The sequence below is a fragment of the Streptomyces sp. NPDC055400 genome (genome assembly GCF_053644375.1).
In genome coordinates this window covers 629,366-655,430 of sequence record NZ_JBSHLM010000002.1, presented here as the reverse complement: position 1 = coordinate 655,430, position 26,065 = coordinate 629,366, and the positions used below count along the sequence as shown (strand labels likewise).

The 26,065-nt window shown below is 71.3% G+C and carries 23 protein-coding genes and 1 pseudogene; 12 read left to right on the top strand and 12 right to left on the bottom strand.

Annotated features, from left to right (window positions below; translation table 11 throughout):
- Window positions 1–135: 135 nt before the first annotated feature.
- Window positions 136–744: an AAA family ATPase gene (locus tag ACWIGU_RS07360; protein WP_454398344.1), complete on the top strand. Its 609-nt coding sequence runs from the start codon at window positions 136–138 to the stop codon at window positions 742–744.
- 230 nt (window positions 745–974) lie between these two features.
- The gene (locus ACWIGU_RS07355; protein ID WP_454398632.1) at window positions 975–1,217 is read left to right on the top strand and encodes a hypothetical protein; all 243 of its coding nucleotides are present in this window, start codon (window positions 975–977) and stop codon (window positions 1,215–1,217) included.
- Window positions 1,218–1,296: 79 nt separating this feature from the next.
- On the opposite strand, the gene ACWIGU_RS07350 is transcribed toward ACWIGU_RS07355, so the two are convergent.
- The 8 genes and pseudogenes from ACWIGU_RS07350 to ACWIGU_RS07315 form a co-directional block, all read right to left on the bottom strand.
- The gene (locus ACWIGU_RS07350; protein ID WP_454398342.1) at window positions 1,297–1,668 is read right to left on the bottom strand and encodes a DoxX family protein; all 372 of its coding nucleotides are present in this window, start codon (window positions 1,666–1,668) and stop codon (window positions 1,297–1,299) included.
- A gap of 543 nt (window positions 1,669–2,211) precedes the next feature.
- Window positions 2,212–3,060: an NAD-dependent epimerase/dehydratase family protein gene (locus tag ACWIGU_RS07345; protein ID WP_454398340.1), complete on the bottom strand. Its 849-nt coding sequence runs from the start codon at window positions 3,058–3,060 to the stop codon at window positions 2,212–2,214.
- Window positions 3,061–3,070: 10 nt separating this feature from the next.
- Window positions 3,071–3,262 carry an SDR family oxidoreductase gene (locus tag ACWIGU_RS07340; protein WP_454398338.1) on the bottom strand — a complete coding sequence of 64 codons (192 nt, stop codon included), beginning with the start codon at window positions 3,260–3,262 and terminating at the stop codon, window positions 3,071–3,073.
- 289 nt (window positions 3,263–3,551) lie between these two features.
- Window positions 3,552–4,376, bottom strand: a complete 825-nt coding sequence (locus ACWIGU_RS07335) for a DUF1684 domain-containing protein (protein ID WP_454398336.1) — start codon at window positions 4,374–4,376, stop codon at window positions 3,552–3,554.
- Between the two features lie 75 nt (window positions 4,377–4,451).
- On the bottom strand, window positions 4,452–5,375 hold the full coding sequence (locus ACWIGU_RS07330) for an LLM class F420-dependent oxidoreductase (protein ID WP_454398334.1): 924 nt from the start codon (window positions 5,373–5,375) through the stop codon (window positions 4,452–4,454).
- 109 nt (window positions 5,376–5,484) lie between these two features.
- On the bottom strand, window positions 5,485–6,885 hold the full coding sequence (locus ACWIGU_RS07325) for an NtaA/DmoA family FMN-dependent monooxygenase (protein ID WP_454398332.1): 1,401 nt from the start codon (window positions 6,883–6,885) through the stop codon (window positions 5,485–5,487).
- Window positions 6,882–7,982, bottom strand: coding sequence for an LLM class flavin-dependent oxidoreductase (locus ACWIGU_RS07320; protein ID WP_454398330.1), 1,101 nt, complete (start codon window positions 7,980–7,982; stop codon window positions 6,882–6,884). Before ACWIGU_RS07320 ends, ACWIGU_RS07325 begins: the two co-directional genes overlap by 4 nt.
- A 235-nt stretch (window positions 7,983–8,217) precedes the next feature.
- A pseudogene (locus ACWIGU_RS07315) lies at window positions 8,218–9,137 on the bottom strand (membrane dipeptidase).
- 800 nt (window positions 9,138–9,937) lie between these two features.
- Here ACWIGU_RS07315 and ACWIGU_RS07310 point away from each other — a divergent pair.
- Window positions 9,938–11,179, top strand: a complete 1,242-nt coding sequence (locus tag ACWIGU_RS07310) for a vanadium-dependent haloperoxidase (RefSeq protein WP_454398328.1) — start codon at window positions 9,938–9,940, stop codon at window positions 11,177–11,179.
- A gap of 491 nt (window positions 11,180–11,670) precedes the next feature.
- Here ACWIGU_RS07310 and ACWIGU_RS07305 read toward each other — a convergent pair whose 3' ends face one another.
- On the bottom strand, window positions 11,671–12,591 hold the full coding sequence (locus ACWIGU_RS07305) for an EamA family transporter (protein ID WP_454398630.1): 921 nt from the start codon (window positions 12,589–12,591) through the stop codon (window positions 11,671–11,673).
- Between the two features lie 52 nt (window positions 12,592–12,643).
- Between ACWIGU_RS07305 and ACWIGU_RS07300 the strand changes: the two genes are divergently transcribed.
- The 8 genes from ACWIGU_RS07300 (at window position 12,644) to ACWIGU_RS07265 (ending at window position 21,662) form a co-directional block, all read left to right on the top strand.
- Complete coding sequence (locus tag ACWIGU_RS07300) at window positions 12,644–13,168, top strand: MarR family winged helix-turn-helix transcriptional regulator (protein ID WP_454398326.1); 525 nt, start codon at window positions 12,644–12,646, stop codon at window positions 13,166–13,168.
- A gap of 527 nt (window positions 13,169–13,695) precedes the next feature.
- Window positions 13,696–13,785 (top strand): putative leader peptide, encoded by a 90-nt coding sequence (locus ACWIGU_RS07295; protein ID WP_351257587.1) that lies wholly within the window; start codon window positions 13,696–13,698, stop codon window positions 13,783–13,785.
- A gap of 188 nt (window positions 13,786–13,973) precedes the next feature.
- Window positions 13,974–15,170: an acyl-CoA dehydrogenase family protein gene (locus ACWIGU_RS07290; protein ID WP_454398324.1), complete on the top strand. Its 1,197-nt coding sequence runs from the start codon at window positions 13,974–13,976 to the stop codon at window positions 15,168–15,170.
- 31 nt (window positions 15,171–15,201) lie between these two features.
- Window positions 15,202–16,833 (top strand): ABC transporter substrate-binding protein, encoded by a 1,632-nt coding sequence (locus ACWIGU_RS07285; protein ID WP_454398322.1) that lies wholly within the window; start codon window positions 15,202–15,204, stop codon window positions 16,831–16,833.
- A 17-nt stretch (window positions 16,834–16,850) separates the two neighbouring features.
- Window positions 16,851–17,801, top strand: coding sequence for an ABC transporter permease (locus ACWIGU_RS07280; protein ID WP_454398320.1), 951 nt, complete (start codon window positions 16,851–16,853; stop codon window positions 17,799–17,801).
- 2 nt (window positions 17,802–17,803) lie between these two features.
- Window positions 17,804–18,652, top strand: a complete 849-nt coding sequence (locus ACWIGU_RS07275) for an ABC transporter permease (protein WP_454398318.1) — start codon at window positions 17,804–17,806, stop codon at window positions 18,650–18,652.
- Entirely contained in the window at window positions 18,652–20,298 is a 1,647-nt protein-coding gene (locus tag ACWIGU_RS07270; protein ID WP_454398316.1) for a dipeptide ABC transporter ATP-binding protein, read from the top strand. Before ACWIGU_RS07275 ends, ACWIGU_RS07270 begins: the two co-directional genes overlap by 1 nt.
- Window positions 20,295–21,662, top strand: coding sequence for an LLM class flavin-dependent oxidoreductase (locus ACWIGU_RS07265; protein WP_454398314.1), 1,368 nt, complete (start codon window positions 20,295–20,297; stop codon window positions 21,660–21,662). Before ACWIGU_RS07270 ends, ACWIGU_RS07265 begins: the two co-directional genes overlap by 4 nt.
- Window positions 21,663–21,725: 63 nt before the next feature.
- On the opposite strand, the gene ACWIGU_RS07260 is transcribed toward ACWIGU_RS07265, so the two are convergent.
- The 3 genes from ACWIGU_RS07260 to ssuE all read right to left on the bottom strand — a co-directional run bounded on the left by ACWIGU_RS07260 (window position 21,726) and on the right by ssuE (window position 24,727).
- Window positions 21,726–22,871, bottom strand: coding sequence for an LLM class flavin-dependent oxidoreductase (locus ACWIGU_RS07260; protein WP_454398312.1), 1,146 nt, complete (start codon window positions 22,869–22,871; stop codon window positions 21,726–21,728).
- A 24-nt stretch (window positions 22,872–22,895) separates the two neighbouring features.
- Window positions 22,896–24,110: an SfnB family sulfur acquisition oxidoreductase gene (locus ACWIGU_RS07255; protein WP_454398310.1), complete on the bottom strand. Its 1,215-nt coding sequence runs from the start codon at window positions 24,108–24,110 to the stop codon at window positions 22,896–22,898.
- Between the two features lie 62 nt (window positions 24,111–24,172).
- Complete coding sequence (gene ssuE, locus ACWIGU_RS07250) at window positions 24,173–24,727, bottom strand: NADPH-dependent FMN reductase (RefSeq protein WP_454398308.1); 555 nt, start codon at window positions 24,725–24,727, stop codon at window positions 24,173–24,175.
- Between the two features lie 355 nt (window positions 24,728–25,082).
- On the opposite strand from ssuE, the gene ACWIGU_RS07245 reads away from it, so the two are divergent.
- Window positions 25,083–26,048: a LysR family transcriptional regulator gene (locus tag ACWIGU_RS07245; RefSeq protein ID WP_454398306.1), complete on the top strand. Its 966-nt coding sequence runs from the start codon at window positions 25,083–25,085 to the stop codon at window positions 26,046–26,048.
- The last annotated feature ends 17 nt before the right edge of the window (window positions 26,049–26,065 follow it).

Below are 26,065 nucleotides of genomic sequence, written 5' to 3'. Positions count from 1 at the left end.
CCCGCCGCGGTCCTCGTGCGTCCCCTCGGCATCGACATCACCGTCGCCGTCAAATGGCAGCGGGTCGCCTGCCGCCGGGGACTGGGCTGCCTACGCCGCTGATGTGAGCCAACGAACCAAGGAGCGTCCGGCACCATGATCCCGCCCACTACCGACCAACCTGCGAACCGCAAGCAGCCTACGGCTACCGGACCGAGCACGAGCCGGGAGATCTACCTCATCACCGGAATCCCCGCAGCGGGCAAGTCGACGGTCGCCCAACTGCTGGCCGAGCGGCTCCTGAGGTCAGTGCACGTGCGCGGGGATCTGTTCCGGCGCATGATGGTCACCGGCCGGGCGGAGATGACTGCCGACCCGTCCGAGGAAGCAGTGCGACAACTCCGGCTGCGTCATCAGCTGACGGCGCAGGTCATCGACAGTTACTTCGAGACCGGCTTCACAGTGGTTGCCCAGGACGTCATCCTCGGGGAACACCTTGACAGGATGGTCGCGCAGATCCGCAGCCGCCCTCTCCACGTGATCGCCCTCACCCCACACCCGGACGCCATCGCCGCACGCGACACCGCCAGGTCCAAGACCGCCTATGACGCATGGACCATCGGCCGCCTCGATCGCGTTCTGCGACAGGAGACACCTCGCCTCGGGCTCTGGATCGACACCTCCGAACAGACGCCCGCCCAGACCGTCGACGAGATCCTTGCCAGAGCTCCGGCACAGGCACGAATCGAGCTCCCCGACACGTGATCCGCCAGGCATTCGGACAGTGCCCATACCCGACTCCGCCCTTAGCCACCATGAAGGCGGATCCGGAGCAGACCAGTTTGGAATCGTCCCGGCGCGCGGGTTCGCCGACTGACAGAGGAGAGGAGACCTGAGGTGAAGTGGAATCTGCAGGAGGTGGGCTTCACTCCGTCCGTGGGCAAGGCGCTCTGTGGTCGGCCAAGCCGCTCACCGTGCGGCTCGACGACCTCGACATGATCTGTGCGGCGGCGCTGCAGTGCACCGTAACCGACCTGCTGGAAGCCGAGCCGCTGGCAGCCGGCCGCCCACGCCCGCATCCGGCGTTGGGCGCCGAGCACATTCCGGTCCGCCCTGCGCACGCTGCGCGTCCTGCTCGCCCACCTCGGCGCCGAGGCACCGCTGCTGGAGGAAGACGTACGCTCCGTTGCCCGACAGAACCCCCTGCGGCTTCCTCCACTCCGTGCAGGGGCCGTTGACACTCTCAACTTCCCCTGCGGCCATGGTCTTCACGCTACGAGGGGAGGGACAGCCAGGGCCGCGCCGCCCTTGCCCGGATCAGAACGGGTACGGCCCGAACCGGCCCCACGCCACCACCGCGGCCAGGATCAGCAGCACCCCGCTCGGCGCCAGCGCCGGGACCTCACCGCGCCGCAGGTGCATCACCACGGCGCCGGCCATCACCAGTGCCAGTCCGGTTGCGGCGAGCGGGACCAGAATCGGCGCGACGTTGACCATGGCGGGCAGGACCACGCCGATCGCGCCCAGCACCTCCAGCGCGCCGATCGCGTGGGGAGCCCAGCGCGGCGCATCCTCGGTCCAGTCCTGAGCGGCGATGTACTTCTCGCGCGACAGGGCCAGCTTGAACACGCCAGAGAAAAGGAAGGACGCGGCAAGCAGTCCGGCGGTGATCCATAGAACGATGTTCATGATTCCCCATCGGGATAGAGGACCTACACACAGGTGTTGAGGCCGGCAGGCGGGTAGGACCGGTCAGGCGAGGAATGTGGTCAGCGTCTTGGTGAACCAGTCGGGGTCTTCCTCGGCGACGAAGTGTCCGGTCGGTGCCGCCGCGCCCTGGACGTGGTCGGCGTGGGGCGCCAGCGCCTGGGCTGTGGCGGTGCCGGAGTGGGTGGAGCCAATGGCCAGGACGGGGCATGGAGAGTTTCCGCTGGGCGAGCAGGGCGCGGTTCTCGCGGCCGTCGTCCAGGTGAGTGCGGTAGTGCTCGAAGCCGCCGCGCAGCCGTTCCCGGCCGGGGTAGGCCCCGGCGTAGGAGGCGAGGTCGTCGTCGCTGAAGGTGCCGGGGTTGGACATGGCGGTGAACGTGGCGGTGAAGAACTCCAGTTCGTGGCTGTCGAAGAGCATTTCAGGAATGTGCGGGGTCATGAAGAACCCGAAGTGCCACATGCCGCCCTCGGCGACGTTCATCGCCTCCTCCAGGCCGAGGCCGGGCAGGAGGGAGTCGACCAGGATCAGGTGGGAGACGCCCTCGGGGTGGGCGGCGGCCCACGTGAGGGCGACCATGGAGCCGATGTCGTGGCCGGCGACGGCCACGGGGCCGGTGACCCGACCTGCGCGGTACCGGCGACAGCGACCGACCCGATGGCGGCTGGACCAACCAGGCCGACGACATACGCGGCATTGAGGATCAAGAGGTGTGCTGGGGGAAGGCACAGCCCGCCGGGATGGCCCTTTGCGAGGGCGAGGGTGAACAGGCGGGTCACGTCGTCGACGTGGACGTGACTGTAGGTGTTGAGTCCTTCCCCGATATAGCAGGCTGCCCCTGTCGCGGCCACCGACTGGTAGACCATCGACAGGTGACCGTGGTCTGCGGGCCCCCAGATCAGACCGGGCCGGATGACCATCGCGCGCAGCCCGTCCTTGGCGGCGGCCAGGACGGTGTCCTCGGCGGCTTTGCGGAAGTCGGCCAGGGGTTCGGGCGTGAACGGGTCGTCCTCGGCGAAGACATCTGGGCCCCAGGCGCCTGCGGTGCGCTGCGGCAGCACGCCGCTGCCGGACAGGAAGATCAGCGTCTTGTCCGTGCCGGTCAGGGCCCGGCTGAGGTCCTGGACGGTTGCGGTTTCCTGTTCCGGGCCGGCCTGGGCGGCATAAACGACCGCGTCGGCGGCCAGCGCCGCCTCGACGACGGCGGGCCGGCGCTCGTCCAGGTCCCCCGGCGCAGGGAGGATGCCCCGCGTGGTGAGGCCGGCGGCTGCGGTTTCGGTGCGGGCCAGGCCGGTGACCGTGTGGCCTTCGGCGGAAAGGTGCCGGGCGAGGGCGCCGCCGACGAAGCCGGTGGCACCGATATCGAAGATGTTCACGGCGGCTTCCTCAGGAGGGCAGGGCGCTCAGCTCGCCGCCGTCGGCGAAAGGGACGGCGCCGTTCACGTAGGAGCTGGCCGGGCTGACCAGGAAAGAAACGATCTCGGCGATCTCGCTGGGGTCACCGGCACGGCCGCGGGCGTTGGTCGTGTCCAGCATGGCGGTGTGCTCGCCGAGCATCGCCTTCGTCCACGCTTTCACCGGGAGCGAGGCCCTGCGCTGCGCGTTCTCCTCTTACCGGGCCCTGCCACCAGTGCGCCGCAGATCCAGGACGCCGTCGCGACGGCTCGGCTGACCATGCCCACCATGACCAGGACCTCCCCGCCGCCAGGCGCCTTGGCGGAGCCCGCAGCTCCCCTCGCTCGGTAAACTGTCAGCACGCTGCCGGCCCTTGGGGCGGGAGGAACGAAACCTTCGTGGCTCAGGGTGGAGCGGCCGGCTGCCTGACAGCGCGTAGCGACTCCCCAGCGCCCACCGCCGGCAGCCCGGCTCAGGACCCGCCGCGCTCGCGGGGGATCTTCTGACCCGCCTCGATCGCCACCAGCAGTCGGTTCTCGGCCGGTGGCAGTGGGCAGGTGGCCAGGTCCGTGTAGGCGCACGGCAGGTTCGCGGCGCGGTTGAAGTCCAGGACGACGGTGCCGTCGGCGGCGGACGGGTCGAGGGCCAGGACCCGGTTGGCGGCGTAGGTGGTGATCCCGGAGGTCGCGTCGGTGAAGAGCGCCATCAGCCGGCCCTCACCACGCCCGGGGAACGCGGTCAGGGACAGCCGGTGCCCGTCCAGCTCGAACTCGATCCTGCCTGGAGCGTCGTACACGTGCTCAAGGCCCTCGACCGCGGCGCCGACGGTGGTCGGCCGCGGCTCGTCGAAGGGGAGGTACCGGCCCGTCACGGCCCAGCGTGGGTCGGGGGCGTAGGCGGGCGTACCGGTGAAGGCCGTGCGCAGCGGTGCGTCCGGGTGCCGGGGGCGCACGATGTCGTTGCCGCCGCGCTTGGCGACCTCGATGACGGCGTCTCCCCAGACCGCGTCGACGCCGCCGCGTTCGGGAAGTACGCCGAAGTGGTGTTCACCCTGCACCGGCGTTCCGTCGACGACGAGTTCCTCACCGTCGTCGAGGGTTACGACGACCCCGTCGGGGCCGGTGTGCCACGCTCCGGGCGCGTCGGGGAAGCGCTGCGGCCGGTCGTCGAGCCAGTGCAGGCCGGTGATCGCCAGGAACCCGTGCGGGTCGGCGAGCCGGGCCTCCTGGGCGCGGTGCCAGTCCAGCCAGTTCTCGGTGAAGGCCTGGAGGTCCGGTGCGGTGGCCTCGGTGGTCATAGGTTCTCCTTCGTCACGCGAGGCTCGGCCTCGCACGGGGGTGCAGTTCATCCATCGACCGTCCGGTCGGCGTACTCAGCCGGCCAGTTCGCCGAGGAGTGTCCAGGTGCGTCGGCGGTCCGCCTCTCCCGCGATCTCGGTGCCCGAGAACACGACCTCGGTGGCGCCGGCGTCGCGGTAACGGCGCACCTCGGCTTCGACCGCCTTCTCGTCGCCGATCACGGCCAGGTCGGCGGCCCGACGGCCGCCGGAGAGTTCGATGACCCGCGCGTAGGACGGGAACTGTTCGTAGAACGCGAGGTTCTCGGTGGCCTTCGCCCGCACCTCGTCCACGTCGTCCGTGACCACGCCGGGCACCAGGGCCACGATCCTCGGCGCGGGGCGGCCGGCGGCCTCGGCCGCGGCGGTCACGGCGGGGACGATGTGTTCCGCCAGGGCGCGCGGTCCCGCCAGGTAGGGCAGGATCCCGTCCGCCAGCTCGCCGCTGACCCGCAGCGCCTGCGGCCCCATCGCGGCGACCAGCAGGGGGACGCCGTTCTCGGCGCCGGGTACGCGCGCGCGGATCGGGGTGCTGGCGGTGAGCAGTTCGCCGTGGAAGTCGGCGGTGCCGGTCTCGGTCAACTGCCGTAGTGCGGTGAGGAATTCACGCAGGCGGGCGATGGGGCGTTCGAAGGGCAGGCCGAAGCCGGTCTCCGTGAGGAGTTTTGTGCCCAGGGCCAGTCCGAGGTGGTAGCGGCCGTGCGTCGCGGCCTGGGCGGTCTGGGCCTGGCTGGAGACCAGCAGGGGGTGGCGGCCGAAGACGGGGATCGCGGAGGTGCCTACCTGCAGTCCGGGCACCTCGCGCCCGACGATCGCCGCGAGCTGGGGTGAGTCCGCGCCGAAGGTCTGGCCGAACCAGGCCGACCGCAGACCGGCGGCCGCGGCCTCCTGGGCCAGCTCCACGGTGGCGTCGACCTGGTTCTCTGCGTCGGATGTGTTGAGCGCTACTCCAACAGTCATGTCAGTAAGAACCGGCGCCGGCCGAACCCTCATTCCGGTTCCCGTGTCACAGCTTCTTGTCAGTCATGTGAACAGAGCGCCGGTTTCCTCCGGCCCGTGGCCGAGGCGGTCAGCCCGCCTGGCGCCGGTCGGGTGCGGACCGGTGGGTGAGGGGTTCGCGCAGGCCGAGGTGGTCGCGGAGCGTGGTGCCGGTGTACTCGGTGCGGTAGACCCCGCGTTCCTGCAGTTCCGGGACGAGCAGGTCGACGATGTCGTCGAGGCCGTCCGGGATGAGGTACGGCGTGACGTTGAAGCCGTCGACCGCGCCGTGCCGTACGAAGTGGGCGAACTTGTCGGCCAGGCCGGACGGGGTGCCGACGTGCCCGCGCTGCGGGCCGAGCGCGATGACGGTCTCGCGCAGCGACCAGCCGTGTGCCTCCGCCTTCGCCCGCCATTCGGCCACGACTGCCCGCGGGTCGGCGATGCGCCGTGCGCCGAAGGAGCCGTCGTTCTCGGCGACGACCGGATCCTCCTTGGGCAGCGGCCCGTCGGCGTCACGGCCGGACAGGTCGATGCCCCACAGCAGCCCGGCGATCCCCAAGGCCGTGGCAGGGGTGACCTGTTGGAGCCGGATCCAGCGCTTCTTCTCCTGGGCCTCCTCCTCGGTGGCGCCGAGGATGATCTCGGTGCCGGGCAGGATCCGCAGGTCGTCGTCGGGCCGGCCGACGGCGCGCAGGCGGTTGCGGAGGTCCTCGGCGAAGGCCAGTGCGTCGTCGAAGTCGTTGCCGTGTGCGGAGAAGATGACATCGGCGTTGCGGGCGGCGAAGTCGCGTCCCTCGCCGGAGTCACCGGCTTGGAAGATGACGGGGTGTCCCTGGCGGCTGCGCGGGAGGGTCGGGGCGAGATCGACGTCGAACTGCGGTCCGTGGTGGCGTACTTGGTGTACGGCACCGGGCGTCGACCACGCGGGTGCGCCCGCGGAGCCTGCGACGGCTCCGTCCTCCCAGCCGTCCCAGAGCGCGCGGGCCACGGTGAGGAACTCCTCGGCGCGACGGTAGCGCTCGGCGTGGTCGAGGTAGCCGCCGCGGCGGAAGTTCGCACCCGTCCAGGCGTTGTCCGTGGTCACCACGTTCCAGCCGGCGCGGCCTTCGGAGAGCAGATCGAGGCCGGAGAGACGGCGGGCGAGATCGGCGGGCTCGTTGAAGGTGGAGTTGGAAGTGGAGACCAGGCCGATCCGGCGGGTGACCGCGGCCAGCGCCGCGAGCTGGGTGATGGCGTCCGGCCGTCCGGCCACATCGAGATCGTGGATCCTGCCGTCGACCTCGCGCAGCCGCAGCCCCTCGCCGAGGAAGAACGCGTCGAACAGGCCCCGCTCGGCGGTCTGGGCGACCCGTCGGAAGGAGGCCGGGTCGATCTGGGAGCCGCTGTCGGGGGCGGACCAGATGGTCCAGTGGTTGACGCCCTGGAAGAACACCCCCAAGTGCAGCTGGGCGTGCGGCCGGGGGACGTCGAGGGGATCGGTGCGGGTCATCGGGCTTCCTCCTGGACGGCCGCGGCGGCGAAGCGGTTGGCGGGGCGCTCCAGCCCCAGGGTCGAGCGCAGGGACGTGCCGGGCAGGGGGTGGGCGACGAGGCGTCGCTCGGACAGGGCCGGCAGGACGAGGCGGGAGAGGACGAGCAGGTCCTCGTCGAGCACCAGCGGATGCAGCCGTACGCCGTCGACGTGGCGGCTCAACGCATCCAGCAGGGCGATCAGTTGGTCCGCCGAGCCGATGTGCCGCAGCCTGCCCCGGTCGGACCACGGCGCGTGCCGTTCCAGGTCGGCGACGCGCTCGGCGGCCGTGGCGTCCGGCGTGTCCAGCGCCACCTCGACCTCGGCGAAGACGCGCGGCGTGCCCGCGGCAGTGGCAGCCGAGGCGACTGCCGTGAGGTCGCGGCCCTCGACGAGAGCGACCTCGAGCTGTGCGGCGGGAATCCGGCCCGGACGGCCCAGGACGACGAGCTGCCCCTGGGGCGGGCGCGGCACGATCGCCGGGCCCTTGACGGCGTATGTCTCTCCGGTGAAGTCGATGTAGTGGAGCCGCTCGCGGTCCAGGTAGCGGCTCGTGGCCAGGGACCGGATGACCGCGTCGTCCTCCCACGAGTCCCACAGGGCGCGGGCCACCTCCACACCGTCCCGGGACTCCCGGGCCCGTGCGTCGGCGTCGGAGACCAGGGGACGCCCCCAGGCACGGGCTGCCTCGGGACGCTCCTCCTCCGTCACCACCCACCCGGCGCGACCGGCGGAGATGTGGTCCAGGGACGCCAACTGGCTGGATACATGGAAGGGTTCGGCATAGGTGACCGGAACGACGGGCGCGATCCCGATGGTGCTCGTGGACGCAGCGACGAAGGCCGCCCGCTCCACCGCGCCGATACGGCCCACGGGGTCCGGTGCGGCTCCGGGCGGCAGCACGCCGTCGTCCAGGGTGATCAGGGTGAACCCGGCGCTCTCGGCCACGGCGGCGACCCGGGCCACGCGGCGCGGGGTGAGCAACTGGTCGGGCGAGTGGGCGGCGCGGCGCCAGGCCGCGAGGTGGGCGCCGTCACCGTCGATCTCGACGGCGAGGTGCAGGGCAGGGCCGGACAAGGGGTGTTCCTTCCGAGATACACGCGGACTCGCGGCCGTAAGGCGTAGGCCACGACAAGACAGCCGGCGGGACGGGCCGGCAGGGGTCAGACGTGTACGGAGGGACAGACAGCAGAGGAGGTGCGGCAGTAGTCGACATGCCGCCGGGTGATCAGCCGCGCACCCGTGCGCGCACCCTGCGGTGCCGCGCAAGGTACGTGCATCGAAAGCCTCCACCCATCAGAAATGTGCCAGTTCAACGTATGTGGTCCACCCCTGCGAGTGTCAAGGGCACTTGACGGGAAGACGCCATGCCCCAGGCCCAGCCGGGCCCACAGCTCCCGTTCCACCTTGCTGGGAGGGATGTGGCCGGCCGAACCTCCCGGGTGGCCGGCAGGTCGGCCCAACGCCGTCCGCATGACATCGGTCCCTCACCGCAGTGGGGCCGTGGGCCACGTGGGTTCGGCGGCCCGCTCCTCGGCCTCGCGCAGGACGCGCAGGACGTTGCGGCCGGTGAGGGGAGCAGCTCCAGCACTTCGTCCGTCACGTTGCGCGGGTGGTCGTTGAAGGCTCGTGCCGAGGAGTGGCTGAACAGGACCGGGGAGGTGGACACGGCGAGGGCGGCGCGCTGCGTGGACTCGGCGACGTGAGAGAGGTCCACGAAGAGCCGGTGCGGTTGAGTTCCGCGACGATCGCACGGCCGGTGTCGTTCAGACCGCCGACCGCGGGCTCGTCGGTGGCCGAGTCCGCCCAGGAGGTGTTGTCGTTGTGGGTCAGGGCCACGTAGCGCACACCGAGCCGGGCGTACGAGCGCAGCAAACCCAGCGACTCGGCGAGGCTGTGCCCGCCCTCGATACCGAGCAGGGAGGCGATACGTCCCTCGGCGAACGTCCGCTCGACGTCGGTCGCCGTGTACGCGGTCCGCAGGGTGCCGGGGTAGCGGGCGGCGAGCCGGTAGACGGCGTCGATCTGCTCCAGCGTGGCCACCACGCCTCGGGTTCGGGCAGCTTGGAGGAGACGTACACCGACCAGAACTGCGCGCCGACCCCTCCGGCGCGCAGCCGGGGCAGATCGGTGTGCAGGTCCGGGCGGCCGTCGGCGAGGCCCTCGACACGAAGCATGTGGCGGCCGAGCAGGCGGCCGAGCCGAGACCGCCTGCGAGGCGCGACCGGCCACCGCTGATCACGATCGAGATGACGATGGCGAGCAGCAGCGGCGGGAGCCCCACCAGCGGCCGGTCCAGCGGGCCTCCGAGGTAGCCGGAGACCGGACCGAGCACGGTACCCGGCACCACCGACAGCAGCAGCGCGGCGAGGTGATCAACAGCGCGGTCCGCGCGCCCCAGATCGTCCGGGATCGTCTGTTCTCCAGGCGTCAAGACTGCCCAGGAACGCAGGGATTTCATGCAGCTGCAACGATCCATTCGGCAACTGCCTGCTAGACATGACGAGGTGACCCCTTCAGCGCTGTACCGCAGGTTGTACGTGGATCTGGCGCGCGTCGACGCCTCCACCTGTCGACGTCTCTGACATCGCCTTCACCAGCCGGTGCCGCGCTGGCGGGGGCGGCGGTCGCGCTCTGCGTGCCGACGGCGGGGCTGCCGATGGCACTGGCCGCAACACAGCTGACGGCCGGCGTCGCCGGAGGGCTCACCGTCTCGCCCAATCAGACCCAGGTGCTCCAGCACGCTCCGGCAGAGGCCGCGGGAGTGGGCGGCGCCAACCTGCAGATGGCCCAGCGCATCGCGGCGGCCGTCTGCCTCAGTGCCGTCCCCGCGGTGTACCTGCACGCCGCTTCCGGCCCGCCGGGAGGCAGCCACACCCGGGCCGGGTACGCGCTGGCCTGTTGTGTCTGCGCAGGCCTGCTCGCCGTCGCCCTGCTCCTGTCGCTACTGCGCCGCGCCGCCATGCCGCCCCCGCCTCGGCAGTCACGCCACACCGGCCCTCCCGGGCCGCCTAACAACTTACGGAGATCGCATGAGTCCGACCAGAACCCGGCCTGCCCTCGTCGTCCTGGGCGCGGCGGCCCTGCTGACCGCGTCCGTCGCCGTTCCGCAGGCCTCGGCGGCCGGCCGTACGTCCACGGCGCTCGCCTGGTACGACGCCACAGCCGAGACCATCGCGACGGCCGGGGCATCCACCCAGGTCACCAACAGCCGTACATGGGCCGTAGGTTGGCTTGCGGCCGCCCGTGCCACCCGCAGCGTGCCCCCGGGCGTCGATCGCGGCGCCTACCAGGAGGCGGCGCTCGCCGGGGCCGTACACCGCGCGCTGCTGACGCTGACCCCGAGCCGCGCTGAGCACCTCGACGCGACTTTCAAGGAGACCCTCGACGCGATCCCCGACGGCCCGGCTGAGGATCAGGGCGTCGTGGCGGGGGAGCGGCAGGCCGACCTCGTCCTTAAGTCGCGGGAGGGCGACGGCCTCGATCCCGCTTCGGTCAACGCGCCCTACCCCGTGAAGCCCGCGGCTCCGGGCGTGTGGCAGCCGACGCCACCCGACTACGCGCCGGCAGCCCAGTACGGCAACCGTCTCGCCAAGCCGTTCCTGCTCAGGACGCAGAGCCAGTTCCGGCTCGCCCCGCCGCCCGCCCTGGACTCCCGGCGCTACGCCGCCGACCTCGCGGAGGTGCGGGCGTACGGCGCCGCGAACAGCACAGCGCGCAACGCCCACCAGAGGGAGACCGCCACCTTCTGGCTCGGCTCCTCCCTCACCCTCTACACCGAGCCGCTGCGCGTGGCGCTCTCTCGGACGAGTGAGGGGATCGCCGATCAGGCGGGGCTTGTAGCGCTCTTCCACATCGCACTGGTGGACACACAGATCGCCACTTCCGACAGCAAGTACGCCTACGAACGCTGGCGTCCCGTCACTGCGATCCGCACGGGCACCATCGACCCCGACCCCAACTGGACGCCGCTGCACACTACGCCGGCACATCCGGACTACCCGAGCGGCCACAACACCTACGCGGGCGCCGCACAGACCGTCCTGTCGGCACTCACAGGTCCGCGCACCGCCCCGTTCGCACTGACCAGCCCCACCGCGCCCGGCGTGACCCGGACCTACACCACCTGGAAGCAACTGTCGAACGAGAACGTCGATGCCCGGGTCTTCTCCGGCATCCACACGAGGTCGGCCGACGAGGCAGGGATCACCCTCGGCACGAACGTGGCACGGTACGTCCTGCAGAACGCGGGACGGCTCTTCGCTCCGCGCTGACTCTCCGCGCGCTGACCGGCAGCGCAGCCCTTTCCGCCGTGGTCCTCCTGCACCCTGCACCGACACCAGGATTCGCATGCACATGAAAGCCGGACGCGTACTCCACTTGCACCTGTGCCTCGGCGGCCACTTGAGCACCCGGGCTCCGGTACGGGTCGTCGATTCCGGCCCGGACGGTTTGCTGTTGTGGCTCGCCGTCACCGGCCGCCGACGCCGAGGACATCCGCGCGGAGGGGCGCCGGGTTGCCCGGCTGGCGGAATCCGGTGTCTTCCCGTTCGACGGAACCTGGTGCGACTTCACCCCACCGCCGTCCTGGTCGCTTCCTGAGCTGTCGCCCCGGCCCACCACCCCTCTGTCCGGTAGCGGCGGCGTGGGGTAGCCGTTGGGCGGCTCGATGGCCGCCCGTTGCCGATGCCGCTCCAGACGGCGTGCGACCGCGCCGGAGCCGGGGGAGGGCGAGTCGCTGTTGGCGCAGCGCCGTTGTGGATGCTCACGGAGGATTGCGCGTGGAGGGCGCTTGCGCGGGATGCTCGCCGGCTACCGGATGGGGAAGTGCCTGACTGCTGTCGCGTCGGCCCGCGCGCTTGGGTTGGCCCAGGATGACTCCGGCCAGGACCAGGACCATTCCGCACAGTTGCTGAACGGTCAGCGTCTCTCCGGCGGCAGCCGTGCCGAGCAGAACGCCTGTGACGGGGTTGAGTAGTCCGATCAGTCCGACGGTCCCTGCCTGCAAGTGCCGCAGGCCGGTGAACCAGGCGGCGAAAGCCAGCGCGGTGGCGATCAGCGCGACGTAGCCGAACGCGAGGAGCGTCGGCGTGGAGAGCGTGGGCGGAGGGCCTTCGACGGCTGCGGCGACCGGGAGCAGGAGCAGACCTCCGGCGGTGAGCTGCCAGGCGGTCGAGGCGAGTACATCGGTATCGGCGCTCCACCGTTTGGCCAGGATGTGCCCGAAGGACGACACCAGCATGGCGGCGGCCGAGGCGAGGACTCCCGGCACGCTCACCCCTTCCGCCCCGGTGAGCAGCATGAGGCAGACGCCGGCGAGTCCGATCGCGGCGCAGGCCAGGTGGGAGGTCCGGGGCCGTTCGGACACCAGGGGCCAGGCTATGAGCATCATCGTCAGCGGGGACACCGCCATGACGGTCGAGGCGACGCTTGCCGGAAGCAGTTGGGAGGCGGTGTAGACGAGGACGAAGAACACGCTCATGTTGAGTAGCCCGAGCGCCGCGGACCGCCACCACCACGCGCCGTGCGGCCGCTGCCTTCTCAGGGCGAGCAGGACCAGGCCGGCGGGCAGTGCCCGCAGGGCGGCCCCGTAGAGCGGGCGGTCGGCCGGTAGGAACTCGTGTGTCACGAAGTAGTTGGTTCCCCAGGCCACCGGTGCGACCGCGGTAAGTGCCACCCAGCGCATACTAGCTTCCATGGAAGCCAATATAGCTTCCCGGGAAGCTACCATGGGGTGCATGGAGCACGGTGAACCGATGGACCACGTTGCCCGCATCCAGGCCGACTGGCGCCGCGAGCGCCCCGACGTCGACATCACCCCGCAAGGAGTGATCGGACGGCTGCATCGCCTGGCCGACCGGCTCACCGAGGAACTCTGCCTCGTCTACGGCCACTACGGCCTCAGTGAGGGAGAGTTCGACGTCCTGTGCGCGCTGCGTCGCGCCGGGGATCCCTATGAGCGGGCACCCGGTGAGCTCGCCGCGCACACCATGGTCACCACCGGCGCGATGACGAAGAGAATCGACCGCCTGGAGCGAGCCGGACTCGTCACCCGCCGCCGTTCCGACGACGACCAGCGCGGCCGGATCGTCGCCCTCACCAGACCCGGACGTGAACTGATCGACCGAGCGTTCACCGACCACATGCGCAACGAACGCCACCTGCTGGATCTCCTGACGCCCACCGAGGCGGAGTCACTCGAGACGCTGCTCACGACCTGGCTCTCCCGCATGGAGCATCCGCGTCCTTCCCGCGGCGAGTGACCCGCCCCTCGGGGCAGCGACCAGCGCCTTGGCGCCTCGGACGGAAGTCCTCGTGGTATCGCGTGTCAGGTGCCGCACGCCTCGCCCGCAGCCCTTGGAGGCCGGCCTGAACGATCCTGTGGAAGGCCGGGGCCGCCGCTTCGTCCAGGGGCGGATCACCAGAGAACGGGCCGGCCGAGTCCGTCCAGGCGGGCCAGGCCCTTCGTGCCGAGGTGTGAGAGCAGTACGTCCACGATGAGGGAGATGCTCCCCCGCGCCGCTTTGCCGCCGTGGGAGATCTTGCGCAGTCCGGTCGCCTTGTTCGAGATGCTGTCCTGCCCCCGACGGCATCACCCCGAGCGGCCCGACAGCGGGCATCCCGCATTGTGGACGGCGCCCGGCTCGCTGCGCGCGATCGGAGTTCCCTGTCAACGTCCATGTGGGCATGGACATTTACCCGGGAGCCCTCTCCCGGTGAAAGGGAATCCCGATAGGTGCTTCGCCAATGCCGACTCGACCACCTGCAGGTGGCCTGGTTGAATCACGGCATGTCCGACGAACGGCAGGAACTCACACGGCGACGTCACGTCGACCTGTCGCGTGTCTCGAGTGCCGTCTGTCGCCGCGCCGTCGCGTAACGCCCCGCGCCGCCTTCCCAGCACCTTCCCGACACTTCCTCCGCCTCCCGGCCCGTTGCTGCCCGGAGGCGGCCCGTCGGTGTCGCCGCATGGTCCCGCACCGCTGAAGGCTGACCGCCAGGGTTGACCATCCGCCCCTCTTTTTGCGCGCGCTGACACGCCGTCCGCCGCTTTCCGGAGGCCTCCCCATGCCCTCATCCGTCACCTCGCACACCTCCGTATCGGCCCCGGCCGACCTGCTCCAACAGATCCGTGCCGTCGCAGCCACCTTGGAGGCGGCACGTGAACTCCCCTACAAAAGTGTCCAGTTGGTCCGCGACAGCGGTCTGGGTGCACTCCGCGTTCCGCTTGAGTGCGGTGGCGCAGGCGGCTCTCTCCTCGACCTCTTCCGCCTCGTGATCGATCTGGCCGAGGCCGACTCGAACGTGGCGCAGGCATTGCGCCCGCACTTCGGTTTCGTGGAGCTGCTGATCAGCCAGGGCACCGCGGCCGAGCGGGCCCGCTGGTACCCGACGGTCGTCGCCGGTGAGCTGTTCGGCAACGCAGCGTCCGAGCGGGGCACCGCGCACCCCGGTGAGATCCGCACCCGCATCACGCGGGACGGCGACGCATACCGCGTGGACGGCACGAAGTTCTACTCGACCGGCGCGCTCTTCGCCGACCACGTCGTCGTGATCGCTCTCGATGACGATGAGCGCCGGGTACGGGTCGTGCTGCCGCGCTCGCGCGAGGGCGTCGAGCTCGTCGACGACTGGGACGCGCTCGGCCAGCGCACCACCGCGTCCGGCACGACGCGGCTGCGGCAGGTGGTCGCGTACGACGACGAGGTCGCGGTCGACGCGACGGGCCGGCAGCGCCGCACCCATCTGGGCCCGTACTACCAATTGTTCCTGGCCGCCGTGCACGCGGGGATAGCGAAGGCCGCCCTTGCGGACGCGGTCTCGTACGCCAGGGAGAAGGCGCGCGCCGTGCAGCACGCCGGAGTGGAGCGGGCGGTCGACGATCCACTGGTGCAGCACACTGTCGGTGAGATCGCGGCCGGAGCGCTGGCCGCCGAGGCGGTCGTGCTGCACGCCGCCTCGGTGATCGACGCGGCGCTCGCGGTCCCCGCCGATGACGGCATCACGGGAGATCCGGACGCGCTGCACGCGGCGGCCGCCACGGTCGCACAGGCCCAAGTGGCTGCCGCTCGGGCCGCGTTGAGCGCCGGTGAGCGGCTCTACGACGTCGGCGGGGCGTCGGCCACGCTCCGTGAGTACCACTTGGACCGGCACTGGCGCAACGCCCGCACCGTCGCCTCGCACAACCCGGTCGCGCACAAGGCGCGGGTGTCCGGCGACTGGCTGCTGAACGGCACCCCGCCCCCGCTCAACGGCTTCTTCTGACCCACCGCAGGCAGACCACCCCGGAGTCCCCGTGAAACCGCCCTCCCGTCTCCTCCTCGCCCTCCCCGTCCTGCTCCTCGCCACCGCCTGCGGCGCCGGCGAGGCCGCCACGTCCGTCACCGCCCGCCCCGCCGCGGGCGGCACCCTCACCTACGCCACCGACCGCGAGCCCACCTGTCTCGACCCGCATGTGGCGGGTGACATGCCGCAGGCGTACGTCGCCCAGCAGGTCCTCGACTCGCTTGTCGCGCTCGACGCCAAGGGCGAGGCCAAGCCGTGGCTGGCCGCGTCCTGGGACATCTCGAAGGACGGCCGGACCTACACCTTCCACCTGCGCGACGACGTCCGGTTCACCGACGGCACCCGCTTCGACGCGGCGGCCGTCAAGGCCAACTTCGACCACATGGTCGACCCCGACACCCAGTCCGGGACGGCGGGCGGTTATCTGGCGCCCTATCAAAAAACAGACGTGGTGGATGAGTTCACAGCGCGGGTGCATCTCGACCGGCCGTACTCGCCCTTCCTGAACATGCTCGCGCAGGCGTTCCTCGGCATGGAGTCGCCGAAGGCCCTCGCCCGCGGCAAGGAGGCGAACTGCGCGGCCCCCGTCGGCACCGGTCCGTTCATCGTGAAGAAGTGGAACCGGCAGTCGGACGTCGTCCTCGTCCGCAACCCGCACTACAACTCCCCGCCGCCGTACGCGAAGCACTCCGGCCCCGCGTATGCGGAGAAGGTCGTCTGGCGGTTCATACCGGAACCCGCGACCCGGTTCGCGGCCGTCCAGTCGGGGCAGGTCGACGTGATCGACGCGCTGCCGCCGGAGGACCAGCGGAGCGCCGAACACGACGACCGCCTGAAGGTGGTCGTGCGCGACCGGCCGGGCAATCCGACGAACCTGGCCCTGAACACCTCCCGCGCCCCCTTCGGCGATATCCGCGTCCGCAAGGCGTTCCTGTACTCGGCCGATGTCGCCGACGGCCTCAAGAGCGTCTTCTTCGGCCAGTACCGGCGGGCGGGCGGCCCGCTCAGCTATGTGACGCCGCACTACTCGGATGCGCATGAGAACGCCTGGCCGTACGACCCGGAGAAGGCCAACTCTCTGCTGGAACAAGCGGGTTGGGGGCGGCGCGACGGTGACGGCTACCGCGTCAAGGACGGCAGGCGCCTGACCGCCGAGGTGCTCCTCAAGTCCGACATCAGCCCGAACCAGCTGGCCCTGATGGAGCAGATCCAGGCCACCGCCAAGGACGTCGGTTTTCAGCTGAAGCTGCTGCGGCTGGACGCGGCGACGGTCAACACCCGCTATCTGGCGGGGAAGTACGACCTGCGCGACGGCTACTGGAACACCAACACGCCTGATGTGCTGCACACCGTCTTCGGCAGTGAGTACGCCGTGAAGAACGGGATCCACTCCAACGCGACGTACGCCAAGGATCCCGCCCTCGACGAGCTGTTCCGCTCCGCGCAGGCCACCACGGACCCGGCCGCGCAGCAGAAGCTCTACGGTGCGGCGCAGCGGCTGATCTCCGCGGGCGCCTACCAGCTGACCCTCTACCCGCAGACGACACGCCTCGCCGCGCACGACGGCTCGGTGCGCGGCGCCGCCCTCGAACCGGCCCTGTCCCTGCCCTACCTCTACGACGCGTGGGTGAGCTCCCGATGACAAAGACCCCGACAACTGTGGCAACTCCCTTTTACCGCCGGGTTCTTGTCCGGGTGGCGGGCGCCGCACTCGTCCTGTGGGCGGCGGCGACGGTCACGTTCCTCGCACTGCATCTCGTGCCGGGCGACCCGGTGCTCGTCCTGCTCGGCGGCGGTTCCGGAGCCAATCCGACACCGGAGACGATCGCCGCGACGCGCCACACGTACGGCCTCGATCAGCCGCTGTACATGCAGTACGCGCAGCACATCGGCCGGCTGCTCACCGGTGACCTGGGGGTGTCGACCTCCCTGAAGGAGTCCGTCGGCACCGTCATCGCCGAGCAGCTGCCTTCGACGCTCCAACTCACCGCTCTGGCCCTGCTGTTCGCATGGCTGATCGCCGGAGTCGTGGTCCTCCTGTCGACCGGCAGGGGGGCGATCGGGCGGGCGCTCGGCTCGGGGCTCGAGACGATCGCCGCCGGGCTGCCGCACTTCTGGCTCGGCGTAGTGCTCCTGTACGTGTTCGCCTTCCGCCTCGGCTGGTTCCCGGTCGCGGGCGGCACCGGCCTCACAGGCCTGATCCTGCCCGCGCTGACCCTCGCCGTGCCGCTCGCCGGGTATCTCGGGCAGGTGACGCGCGGCGCGCTGCTCACCGCCCTCGACCAGCCGTTCATCACGTCGGCGCGGCTGCGCGGCATGAGCCCGGGAGCGGTCCGCGCCAAGCGTGCGCTGCGGCACGCGCTGCTGCCGCCGCTGACCCTGTCCGGCTGGGCGGTCGGCGCGCTCTTCTCCAGCGAGGTCGTCGTGGAGGCGGTCTTCGCGCGCCAGGGCGTCGGCCGGGCGCTCCTGAATGCCGTGATCGCCCGCGACCTGCCCCTGGTCACCGGGATCGTGCTGCTCATCGCCACGGTGTACGTCCTCGTCAACCTCGCCGTCGACCTGCTGTACGCCGTGGTCGACCCGCGCGTCCGCACCCCTCGGGAGATCTGACCGTGACCGCACTGACCGCCACCCTGGCCCCGGCCCGCAGGCGGCCGAGGCTCCGTCCGGGGCTGTTCGCCGCCGGGCTCTTCCTGACCCTGGTCGTCGTCGCCGCACTCGTCCCCGGCCTGCTCACCTCGTACGCCCCGGACGCGATCAGGCCCGCCGACTTCTTCCGGTCCCCCTCCGCCGCGCACTGGTTCGGCACGGACCAGAACGGCCGCGACGTGTACACGCGCGTCGTGTACGGCGCGGGCCAGTCCCTCCTCATCGGGCTCGGCGCCACCGCGATCTCCCTCGGCCTGGGCATCTTCCTCGGTCTCGGGGCGGCGCTCGGCGGGCGCCGCGTGGACTTCGCCGTCGGCCGGGTCCTCGAAGTCCTCTTCGCCTTCCCGGGGCTGCTGCTGGCCCTCCTCTTCATCGCCGTGTTCGGCACGGGCGCGGTGACCGCGGCGATCGCCGTCGGCATCGGCGAGGCCGCCGGGTACGCGCGCCTCATCCGCTCCCAGGCCACCACCGTCGTCCGCTCCGGCTATGTCGAGGCGGCGCGCGGCCTCGGGCACTCCCCGGCGCGCGTCGTGCGGCGCACGGTGCTGCCCAACGTCCTGCGCCCGCTCGCCGCCCTCGCCACGCTCGGCATCGGCCAGTCCGTGGTGTGGGCGTCGTCGCTGTCCTTCCTGGGCCTGGGCGCGCAGCCGCCGGCCGCGGAGTGGGGCGCGATGCTCGCGGACGGGCGCACCTTCCTCCAGTACGCCTGGTGGACGTCGTTCTTCCCGGGCCTGTTCATCGTCCTGACCACCTTGTCCACGACCGTTGTCGGCCGCCGTCTGCAGGCGTGGCTCGACACGAGGAGCAGCTGATGACCACCGATCCCCCTGAGAACTCCGACGTGCTGCTCTCCGTGCGGAACCTGACCGTCGGGTTCGGCGACCGGGACGTCGTACGCGGTGTCTCCCTCACCGTGCGCCGCGGCGAGACCGTCGCCCTCGTCGGCGAGTCCGGTTCCGGCAAGAGCGTCACCGCCCGCACCTTGGTCGGCCTGACCGGTGACGGTGCACGGGTGTCGGCCGACGAACTGACCTGGCGGGGCGAGGACGCCCGCGGCTGGGGCGAACGGCGCTGGCGCCGCGTCCGCGGCCGGGGCATCGGGTTCGTGCTCCAGGACGCACTCGTCTCGCTCGACCCGCTGCGCCCGGTCGGCAAGGAGATCGAGGACGGACTGCGGCTGCACGGCCACGGTGACCGGGCCACGCGCCGGGCCCGCGTCCTCGAGGTGATGGCGCAGGTCGGCATCCCGGATCCCGCACTGCGCGCCGCCCAGCGCCCGCACGAACTGTCCGGCGGGCTGCGCCAGCGCGCGCTGATCGCCGCCGCGCTCGCGCTCGACCCACCGCTGCTCGTCGCGGACGAGCCGACGACGGCCCTGGACGCGACGGTGCAGGCGCAGATCCTCGACCTGCTGGCGGCGGCCCGCAGCCGGGAGCGGGGTCTGCTGTTCATCACCCACGATCTGGGAGTCGTACGGCGGCTCGCGGACCGGGTGGCGGTGATGCGCGCTGGTGAGATCGTGGAGGTAGGGAGCGCCGGCGACGTCCTCGAGAACCCTCAACACCCATATACCCAGCGCCTGTTGGCGGCCGACCCGACGCTCCACCCGAAGGGGGCGCGTCTCACCGCAGCCCGGACGGCCGCGCCCGCGCCCACTCTGCGCCCGCACGAGGTCGTCCTCACCGCCGACGGGCTCCACAAGGCGTACGGCGGCCGGGACGCGGTGCGCGACGTGTCCTTCGCGCTCGCGGCTGGCCGGACCCTCGGCATCGTGGGCGAGTCGGGGTCCGGCAAGTCGACGACGGCCCGGATCGCGCTCGGCCTGACCCGCCCCGACATGGGCACAGTCACCCTGCACGGCGAACCCTGGAGCGAGCTGCCCGAACGGGAACGGCGCCCGCGCCGACACGGCATCCAACTCGTGCACCAGGACCCGCTGTCCGCGTTCGACCCGCGATGGACCGTGCGCCGCTCGCTGATCGACGCCGTACGACTGCGACGGCCGGAGCACCCGGTCCCGAAGCCCGACGAGGCCGCACGCCGGGTGACCGAACTCGCGGCGCAGGTCGGCCTCCCTGACGACACCCTCGACCGGCATCCGCTGTCCCTCTCCGGCGGCCAGCGCCAACGGGCCGCCTTGGCACGGGCATTGGCGCCGCGCCCCGACGTCCTGGTCCTCGACGAACCGGTGTCCGCCCTCGACGTCTCCGTGCAGGCTCAGGTCCTCGACCTGCTTGCCGACCTCCAGGACTCCCTCGGCCTGGCCTATCTCTTCATCTCCCACGACCTCGGCGTCGTCCGGCACGTCAGCGACGACGTCCTGGTGATGAAGGACGGTGGCATCGTGGAGTCGGGGCCCGCCGAGGACCTCTTCGCCGCCCCTCGACACCCCTACACGCGCGCCCTGCTGGCCGCAGTTCACCCGCACCCCACCGCCATCACCGGAGCCACCCGATGACCGACGCCTCCGCACCCCGACCCTTGCGTTTCAACGCCTTCGCCATGAACTGCGTCTCGCACATCAACCACGGCCAGTGGGTGCGCGACGACACCAGCCAGACCTCCTACACCGACCTGGAGACCTGGACGGAGCTCGCGCGGACCCTGGAGCGCGGCTACTTCGACGCGCTCTTCCTCGCCGATGTCATCGGCACGTACGACACCTATCGCGGCTCCCGCGACACGGCGGTCCGCGAAGGGCTCCAGATCCCGGTCAACGACCCGTCGCTGCTCGTCGCGGCGATCGCCCACGCCACCGAACACCTGGGCCTCGCCTTCACCCAGTCGGTGCTCCAGGAACCCCCGTACAACTTCGCCCGCCGGCTCTCCACCCTCGACCACCTCACCAAGGGACGCGTCGCGTGGAACATCGTCACGTCGTACCTGGAGTCGGCGGCGAAGGGACTCGGCCTGGACGGGCTGCCGCTGCACGACGAGCGCTACGAGCGCGCCGAGGAGTACGCGGACGTGCTCTACCAGCTCCTGGAGGGGAGTTGGGAGGAGGGCGCCGTCGTCCGCGACCGTGAGCGGCGCGTGTACGCCGACCCGGCCCGCATCCACGACGTCCACCACGAGGGCCGCTTCTACCGCGTGAACGGCCCCCACCTCTCGGAGCCGTCGCCGCAACGCACGCCGATCCTCTTCCAGGCCGGATCGTCCGAGCGCGGACGGGAGTTCGCGGCCCGGAACGCGGAGGCCGTCTTCCTCGGGGCCGTGTCGCCGGAGGGCGCGCGGACGCAGGTGGAGGACGTCCGGGCGCGGGCGGTGGCGTACGGCAGGGACGGCGGCGACATCCTCTTCTTCCAGGGCCTCACGCTGATCGTGGGCAGCACCGAGGAGGAGGCGCAGCGCAAGCTCGCCGACTACCGGGAGCACACGAGCCTCGACGGGTTCGCCGCGCACATGTCGGGCTCGCTCCAACTCGACCTGTCCCAGGTCGACTTCGACGCCCCGGTCGGAGAGATCGACACGAACGGGGTGCAGGGCTTCGTACGCTCCCTGGTCGAGGGAGCGCCGGACAAGACGTGGACGTTCGGCGAGGTGCTGCGGGCGCGCGCCTGGACGCGACCGGTCGCCGGGGTGCCGGAGCGGATCGCCGACGAGCTGGAGCGGTGGCGGGACGCGGGCGTCGACGGCATCAACCTCGCGTACGTCACCAGCCCCGGCACCTTCACGGACTTCGCCGACCACCTGGCGCCGGTGCTGCAGAAGCGGGGCCTGCTGAAGACGGCGTACGAGCAGGGCACGCTGCGGCAGAAGCTGTTCGGGCGCGGCGACCGGCTGCCCGCGTCGCACCCGGCGGCGCGGCACCGGCGGGGTTAGAGAACGGCGATGGCCCCGGGAGTCGCACTCCCGGGGCCTCAACCATTTTTCTGTACAGGTGAGTTACGAAGCGAACGGCACCGCCGCCGGAGTCGTGTCGAGGCCCGCCGCGTGCGGGTGCCGCCACAGCCCGCGCTCGGCGAGCACCGGGAGCACACCCTCGCCGAACCAGTACGCCTCCTCCACGTGCGGGTAGCCGGAGAGCACGAACTCGTCGATGCCCAGGGCGTGATATTCGGCGATACGGTCGGCGATCTCGGAGTGCGAGCCGACGAGGGCGGTGCCGGCGCCGCCGCGCACGAGGCCCACGCCGGCCCACAGGTTCGGGTAGATCTCCAGGCCGTCGGCGCTGCCGCCGTGCAGCGCGAGCATCCGCTTCTGCCCCTCCGATCCCGAACGGGAAAGTCCCGCCTGGACGTTGGCGATGACCTTCGGGTCGATGCCGGAAAGCAGCCGGTGCGCCTGAGCCCACGCCTCCTCGGCCGTGTCGCGCGCGATGACGTGCAGCCGGATGCCGAAGCGGATGTCCCGGCCCTCCGCCTTCGCCAGCGTCCGGATCCAGCCGATCTTCTCCGCGACCTGTACGGGCGGCTCGCCCCAGGTGAGGTAGACGTCGCTGTGGCGGGCGGCGACCGGGCCCGCCGCCTTCGACGAGCCGCCGAAGTAGACGGGCGGCACCGGGTCGGGCAGGCGGGTCAGACGGGCTTCGGCGACCCGCTCGTGCTCCCCGTCGAAGTCGACGGTCTCGCCGCGCCACAGGGACCGTGTGATGTGCAGGAACTCGTCGGTACGGGCGTAGCGGGCCTCCTTGTCGAGGAAGTCGCCGTACGCGCGCTGCTCGTGGTCCTCGCCTCCCGTGACGACGTTCAGGAGCAGCCGCCCGCCCGAATGACGCTGATAGGTGGCGGCCATCTGCGCGGCGAGCGCGGGCGCGACCAGGCCGGGCCGGAACGCCACGAGGAACTTCAGGCGCTCCGTCTGCTCGACGAGCATGGCGGTGGTCAGCCAGGCGTCCTCGCACCAGGCGCCGGTCGGGGTGAGCGCCCCGTCGAAGCCCAACTGCTCAGCCGTACGTGCGACTTGGCCGAGGTAGGCAAGCGAGGCGGGGCGGTCGCCGCCGGCCGAGCCGGTGGGGACGCCGTGGCCGCCGCCGACGATGTGGCGGCTGTCGCCGTTGGTGGGCAGGAACCAGTGGAAGGTCAGAGGCATGGGAGTCCTTAGGCAGTGCGGGGGTCAGACCAGGCCGTTGGCGGGCGGCGGGGAGTCGTTGAGCTCCCAGCCGCCGAGATAGCGGAGCTTGAGGCGGCGGGGGTCGTGCAGGGTGTGGGTGCGGGCGTTGCGCCAGTGCCGGTGCAGGTTGAGATCCCGGTCGGCGGCGCGGGTGCCGATCAGTTCGAAGATGCCGCTGGAGACCTTCAGGGAGACCTCGTCGGAGTGGGCGCGGGCTGCGGCGACGGCGGCGGAAGCCTCGGCCGCCGTACGGGTGTTGAGGTCGGCGCGGGCCGCGTCCACGGCGTCGCCCGCCTCGCGCAGCAGGGCGCGGGCGGTGCGCACGCGCAGCGCCAGTTCCCCGAAGAGGTCGATGACCGCCTCCTCGTCGGCGGCCCGGTCCAGGCCGGTCTCCTTGCGAGGCCGGGCCAGTTCGTGGATGAGCCGCTTCCCGTCACGCAGCGCGGCGACCGCGATGCCGGTGTCGATGGCGGCGTGCAGGTACTGCCCGAACGCGCCGAACACCTCGTCCTTCTCGAAGATCGTGTACACCGGCACGATCCGCTCGGCGGGCACCCGGACCTGCTCGAAGCGGACGGTGCCGCTGCCGGTGGTGCGCTGCCCCATGCCGTTCCAGTCGTCCTCGACGGTGACGCCGGGATCGTCGGCGGGCACCCAGGCCGCGTGCACCCGGCCCTTCTCGTCGCCGGCGTAGACGGGGATCCAGTGCGCGAACAGGGTGCCGGTGGCGTAGTACTTGGCGCCGTGCAGGATCCGGCTGCCGTCGGGCTGCCGCGCGAAGCCGATCTCGAAGTCCCGTGCGGTGCGCGAGCCGCGCTCGGACAGGGCGTTGGCGAAGTGGCGGCCGCGGAGGATCTCCTCGTAGAAGAACGCCTGCTGCTCCGGTGTCCCGGCACTGGCCAGGACGTTGACGAAGAAGTAGTGGTTCTGCGGGATCTGCCCGATGCTCGCGTCGCCCGCGGTCAGCTCGGTGAACACCTCGCCGAGCGTGCGCGTGGAGAGGCCGGGCCCGCCGTACGCCTTCGGCACGCTCAGGGTGAACAGGCCCGCCTCGCTCAGCGTGCGGATCTCCTCGTACGGAAGGATGCGCTCGGCGTCGCGCCGGGCGTCCTCAGTGCTGAACCGGGCGGCCAACTGCCGCACAACGGCCAGTACCTCGGCTTCCGTGCTGTCCGGGCCGAACGGTGTGACACGGGTGGTGTGCGTGGCGCGGTTCATGGCGTGAGCCTTTCCGCGGAGTGAGGGACGGCGAAGTGAAAGGGAAAGCCGATAGCCATGGGTCAGGCGGCAGCGAGCCGGGAGCCGACGGGCAGGGCGGCGCGGAACCGTTCGACGACCGGGGCGAGTGCGTCGTGTGCCTCGGGCGCGAGGGTGACGGTGCGGTCGGCGTCGACGGTGATGTGTCGGTCGAGGACGAACCAGCCCTGCGCGACGTCGGCGCCCAGCGAGGTGAGCACGGGGCGCAGTGCGTAGTCGACGGCGAGTACATGCGCGGGGGATCCGCCGGTGGCCAGCGGCAGCACGGCCTTGTCACGCAGCGCGTACTGCGGCAACAGGTCGAGGAAGGCCTTCAGGACTCCCGAGTACGCGGCCTTGTACACGGGGCTGGCGACGATCAGCGCGTCGGCGCGCGCCACGAGCTCGACGGCCTGCGCGACCTCGGGGTTCTTGGCATCGGCTGACAGCAGCGCCTCGGCGGGCAGGGTGCGCACGTCGAAGTGGCGGACCTCGTGGCCGTCCTCGGCGAACCGCCGCCCCAGGTGCGTGACGAGGTGGGCGGTACGGGAGGAGCCGGGGGCGGAGGCGCTGCCGGTGAGGGTGAGGAGAAGGGCCACAGTAAGTCCTTGCAGGAAGAGTGAGTGAGGGTGCGGAACGGGCGCGACAGGGACGGGCCGTGAGTGCGACGCGGTAGCCGCGGCAGGGGAAACTGGTCGTCGCACACATGGCTGACCTCGACCGCCGGGCAGGCGGGAGGAGTTCGGGTGCGAGAAGCCTCGAAAGGGCTCAGCGGGAACGGCGACAGGCGGCACTGCAGACCCGCGCGAGGTCGACGTGACGTCGCCGCGTGAGTTCCTGTCGCCCTGCATCCATGCCCCGATTCAAGCAGCCGTTCGGCCGGTCCGTCGAGTCGGTAATCACGAGACCCTGATAGGGTTTCCCTTACATGCTGGGGGTAGCGAGGAGATCCGGGTGCGGACCGAACAGCTGGAGTACATCGAGGCGGTGACCCGGCTGGGCTCGCTGCGCCGCGCGGCGTCCGAACTGCACATCTCCCAGCCCGCGTTGAGCGAGACCGTGCGCAACCTGGAACGTGAACTGGGCGTCGCACTGCTCGACCGGCACCGCTCGGGTGCCAAGGTCAGCGACGAGGGGCGGGAGCTGCTGCCCCACATCATCGGCGTCCTGGAATCTGTGGACCGGCTGCGGCGCGCGGCGCACGACCAGCACCACAGCAGCCGGATGGTACGCATCGGCACGGTGAACGCGGCGACGGTCCCGCTCCTCGTGCCCGCGGTCCGCGACTTCCGCGCCGAACACCCGGCGACGCAGGTCGAAATGGTCGGCTCGCAACAGGACGACATCCACCGGGGCCTGCGCGAGGGCCGCTTCGACCTCGGTCTGGTCAACTACCTCGACGGCGACGACACCCCGCCCGACCTGCACACGACCGAGCTGCTGCGCGGCCGCCCGGTGGTATGCCTGCGCACCGACGACCCACTGGCCGAGCGGAGCGCCCTCGCCCCCGCCGACCTGGCGGGGGTCCCGTTGATCGGGATGCGCACGGGTTATGTCATGCACCGCTACGCCCACCGGCTGTTCAGCGGCAGTGCCCCGCAGTTCGCCTATTCCACGGACGGCGCCGAACTCGGCAAGGTCCTGGTCGCCGAAGGCCTGGGCGCCACGTTGCTCCCGGACTTCAGCGTGGCCGGAGACCCGCTGGAACGTGCGGGGCTGATCACGTACCGCCCGCTTCTTGACGAGACGACGCGCGTGCTCGTGGTGTTGCAACGCCGCACGGGCGACGTCCCGAGGGCCGTGCGGGCCTTGCACGCGTCATTGCGGGCCCAGGCGGGCACCCTCGGCAGCGCGATCGCTCGCGAATACCCCGCCCCTGATGCGTCGGCTCCGCGGGCGTCCGGCGGTACCCACCCGTAGGCCTCCCGCCCAGCTCG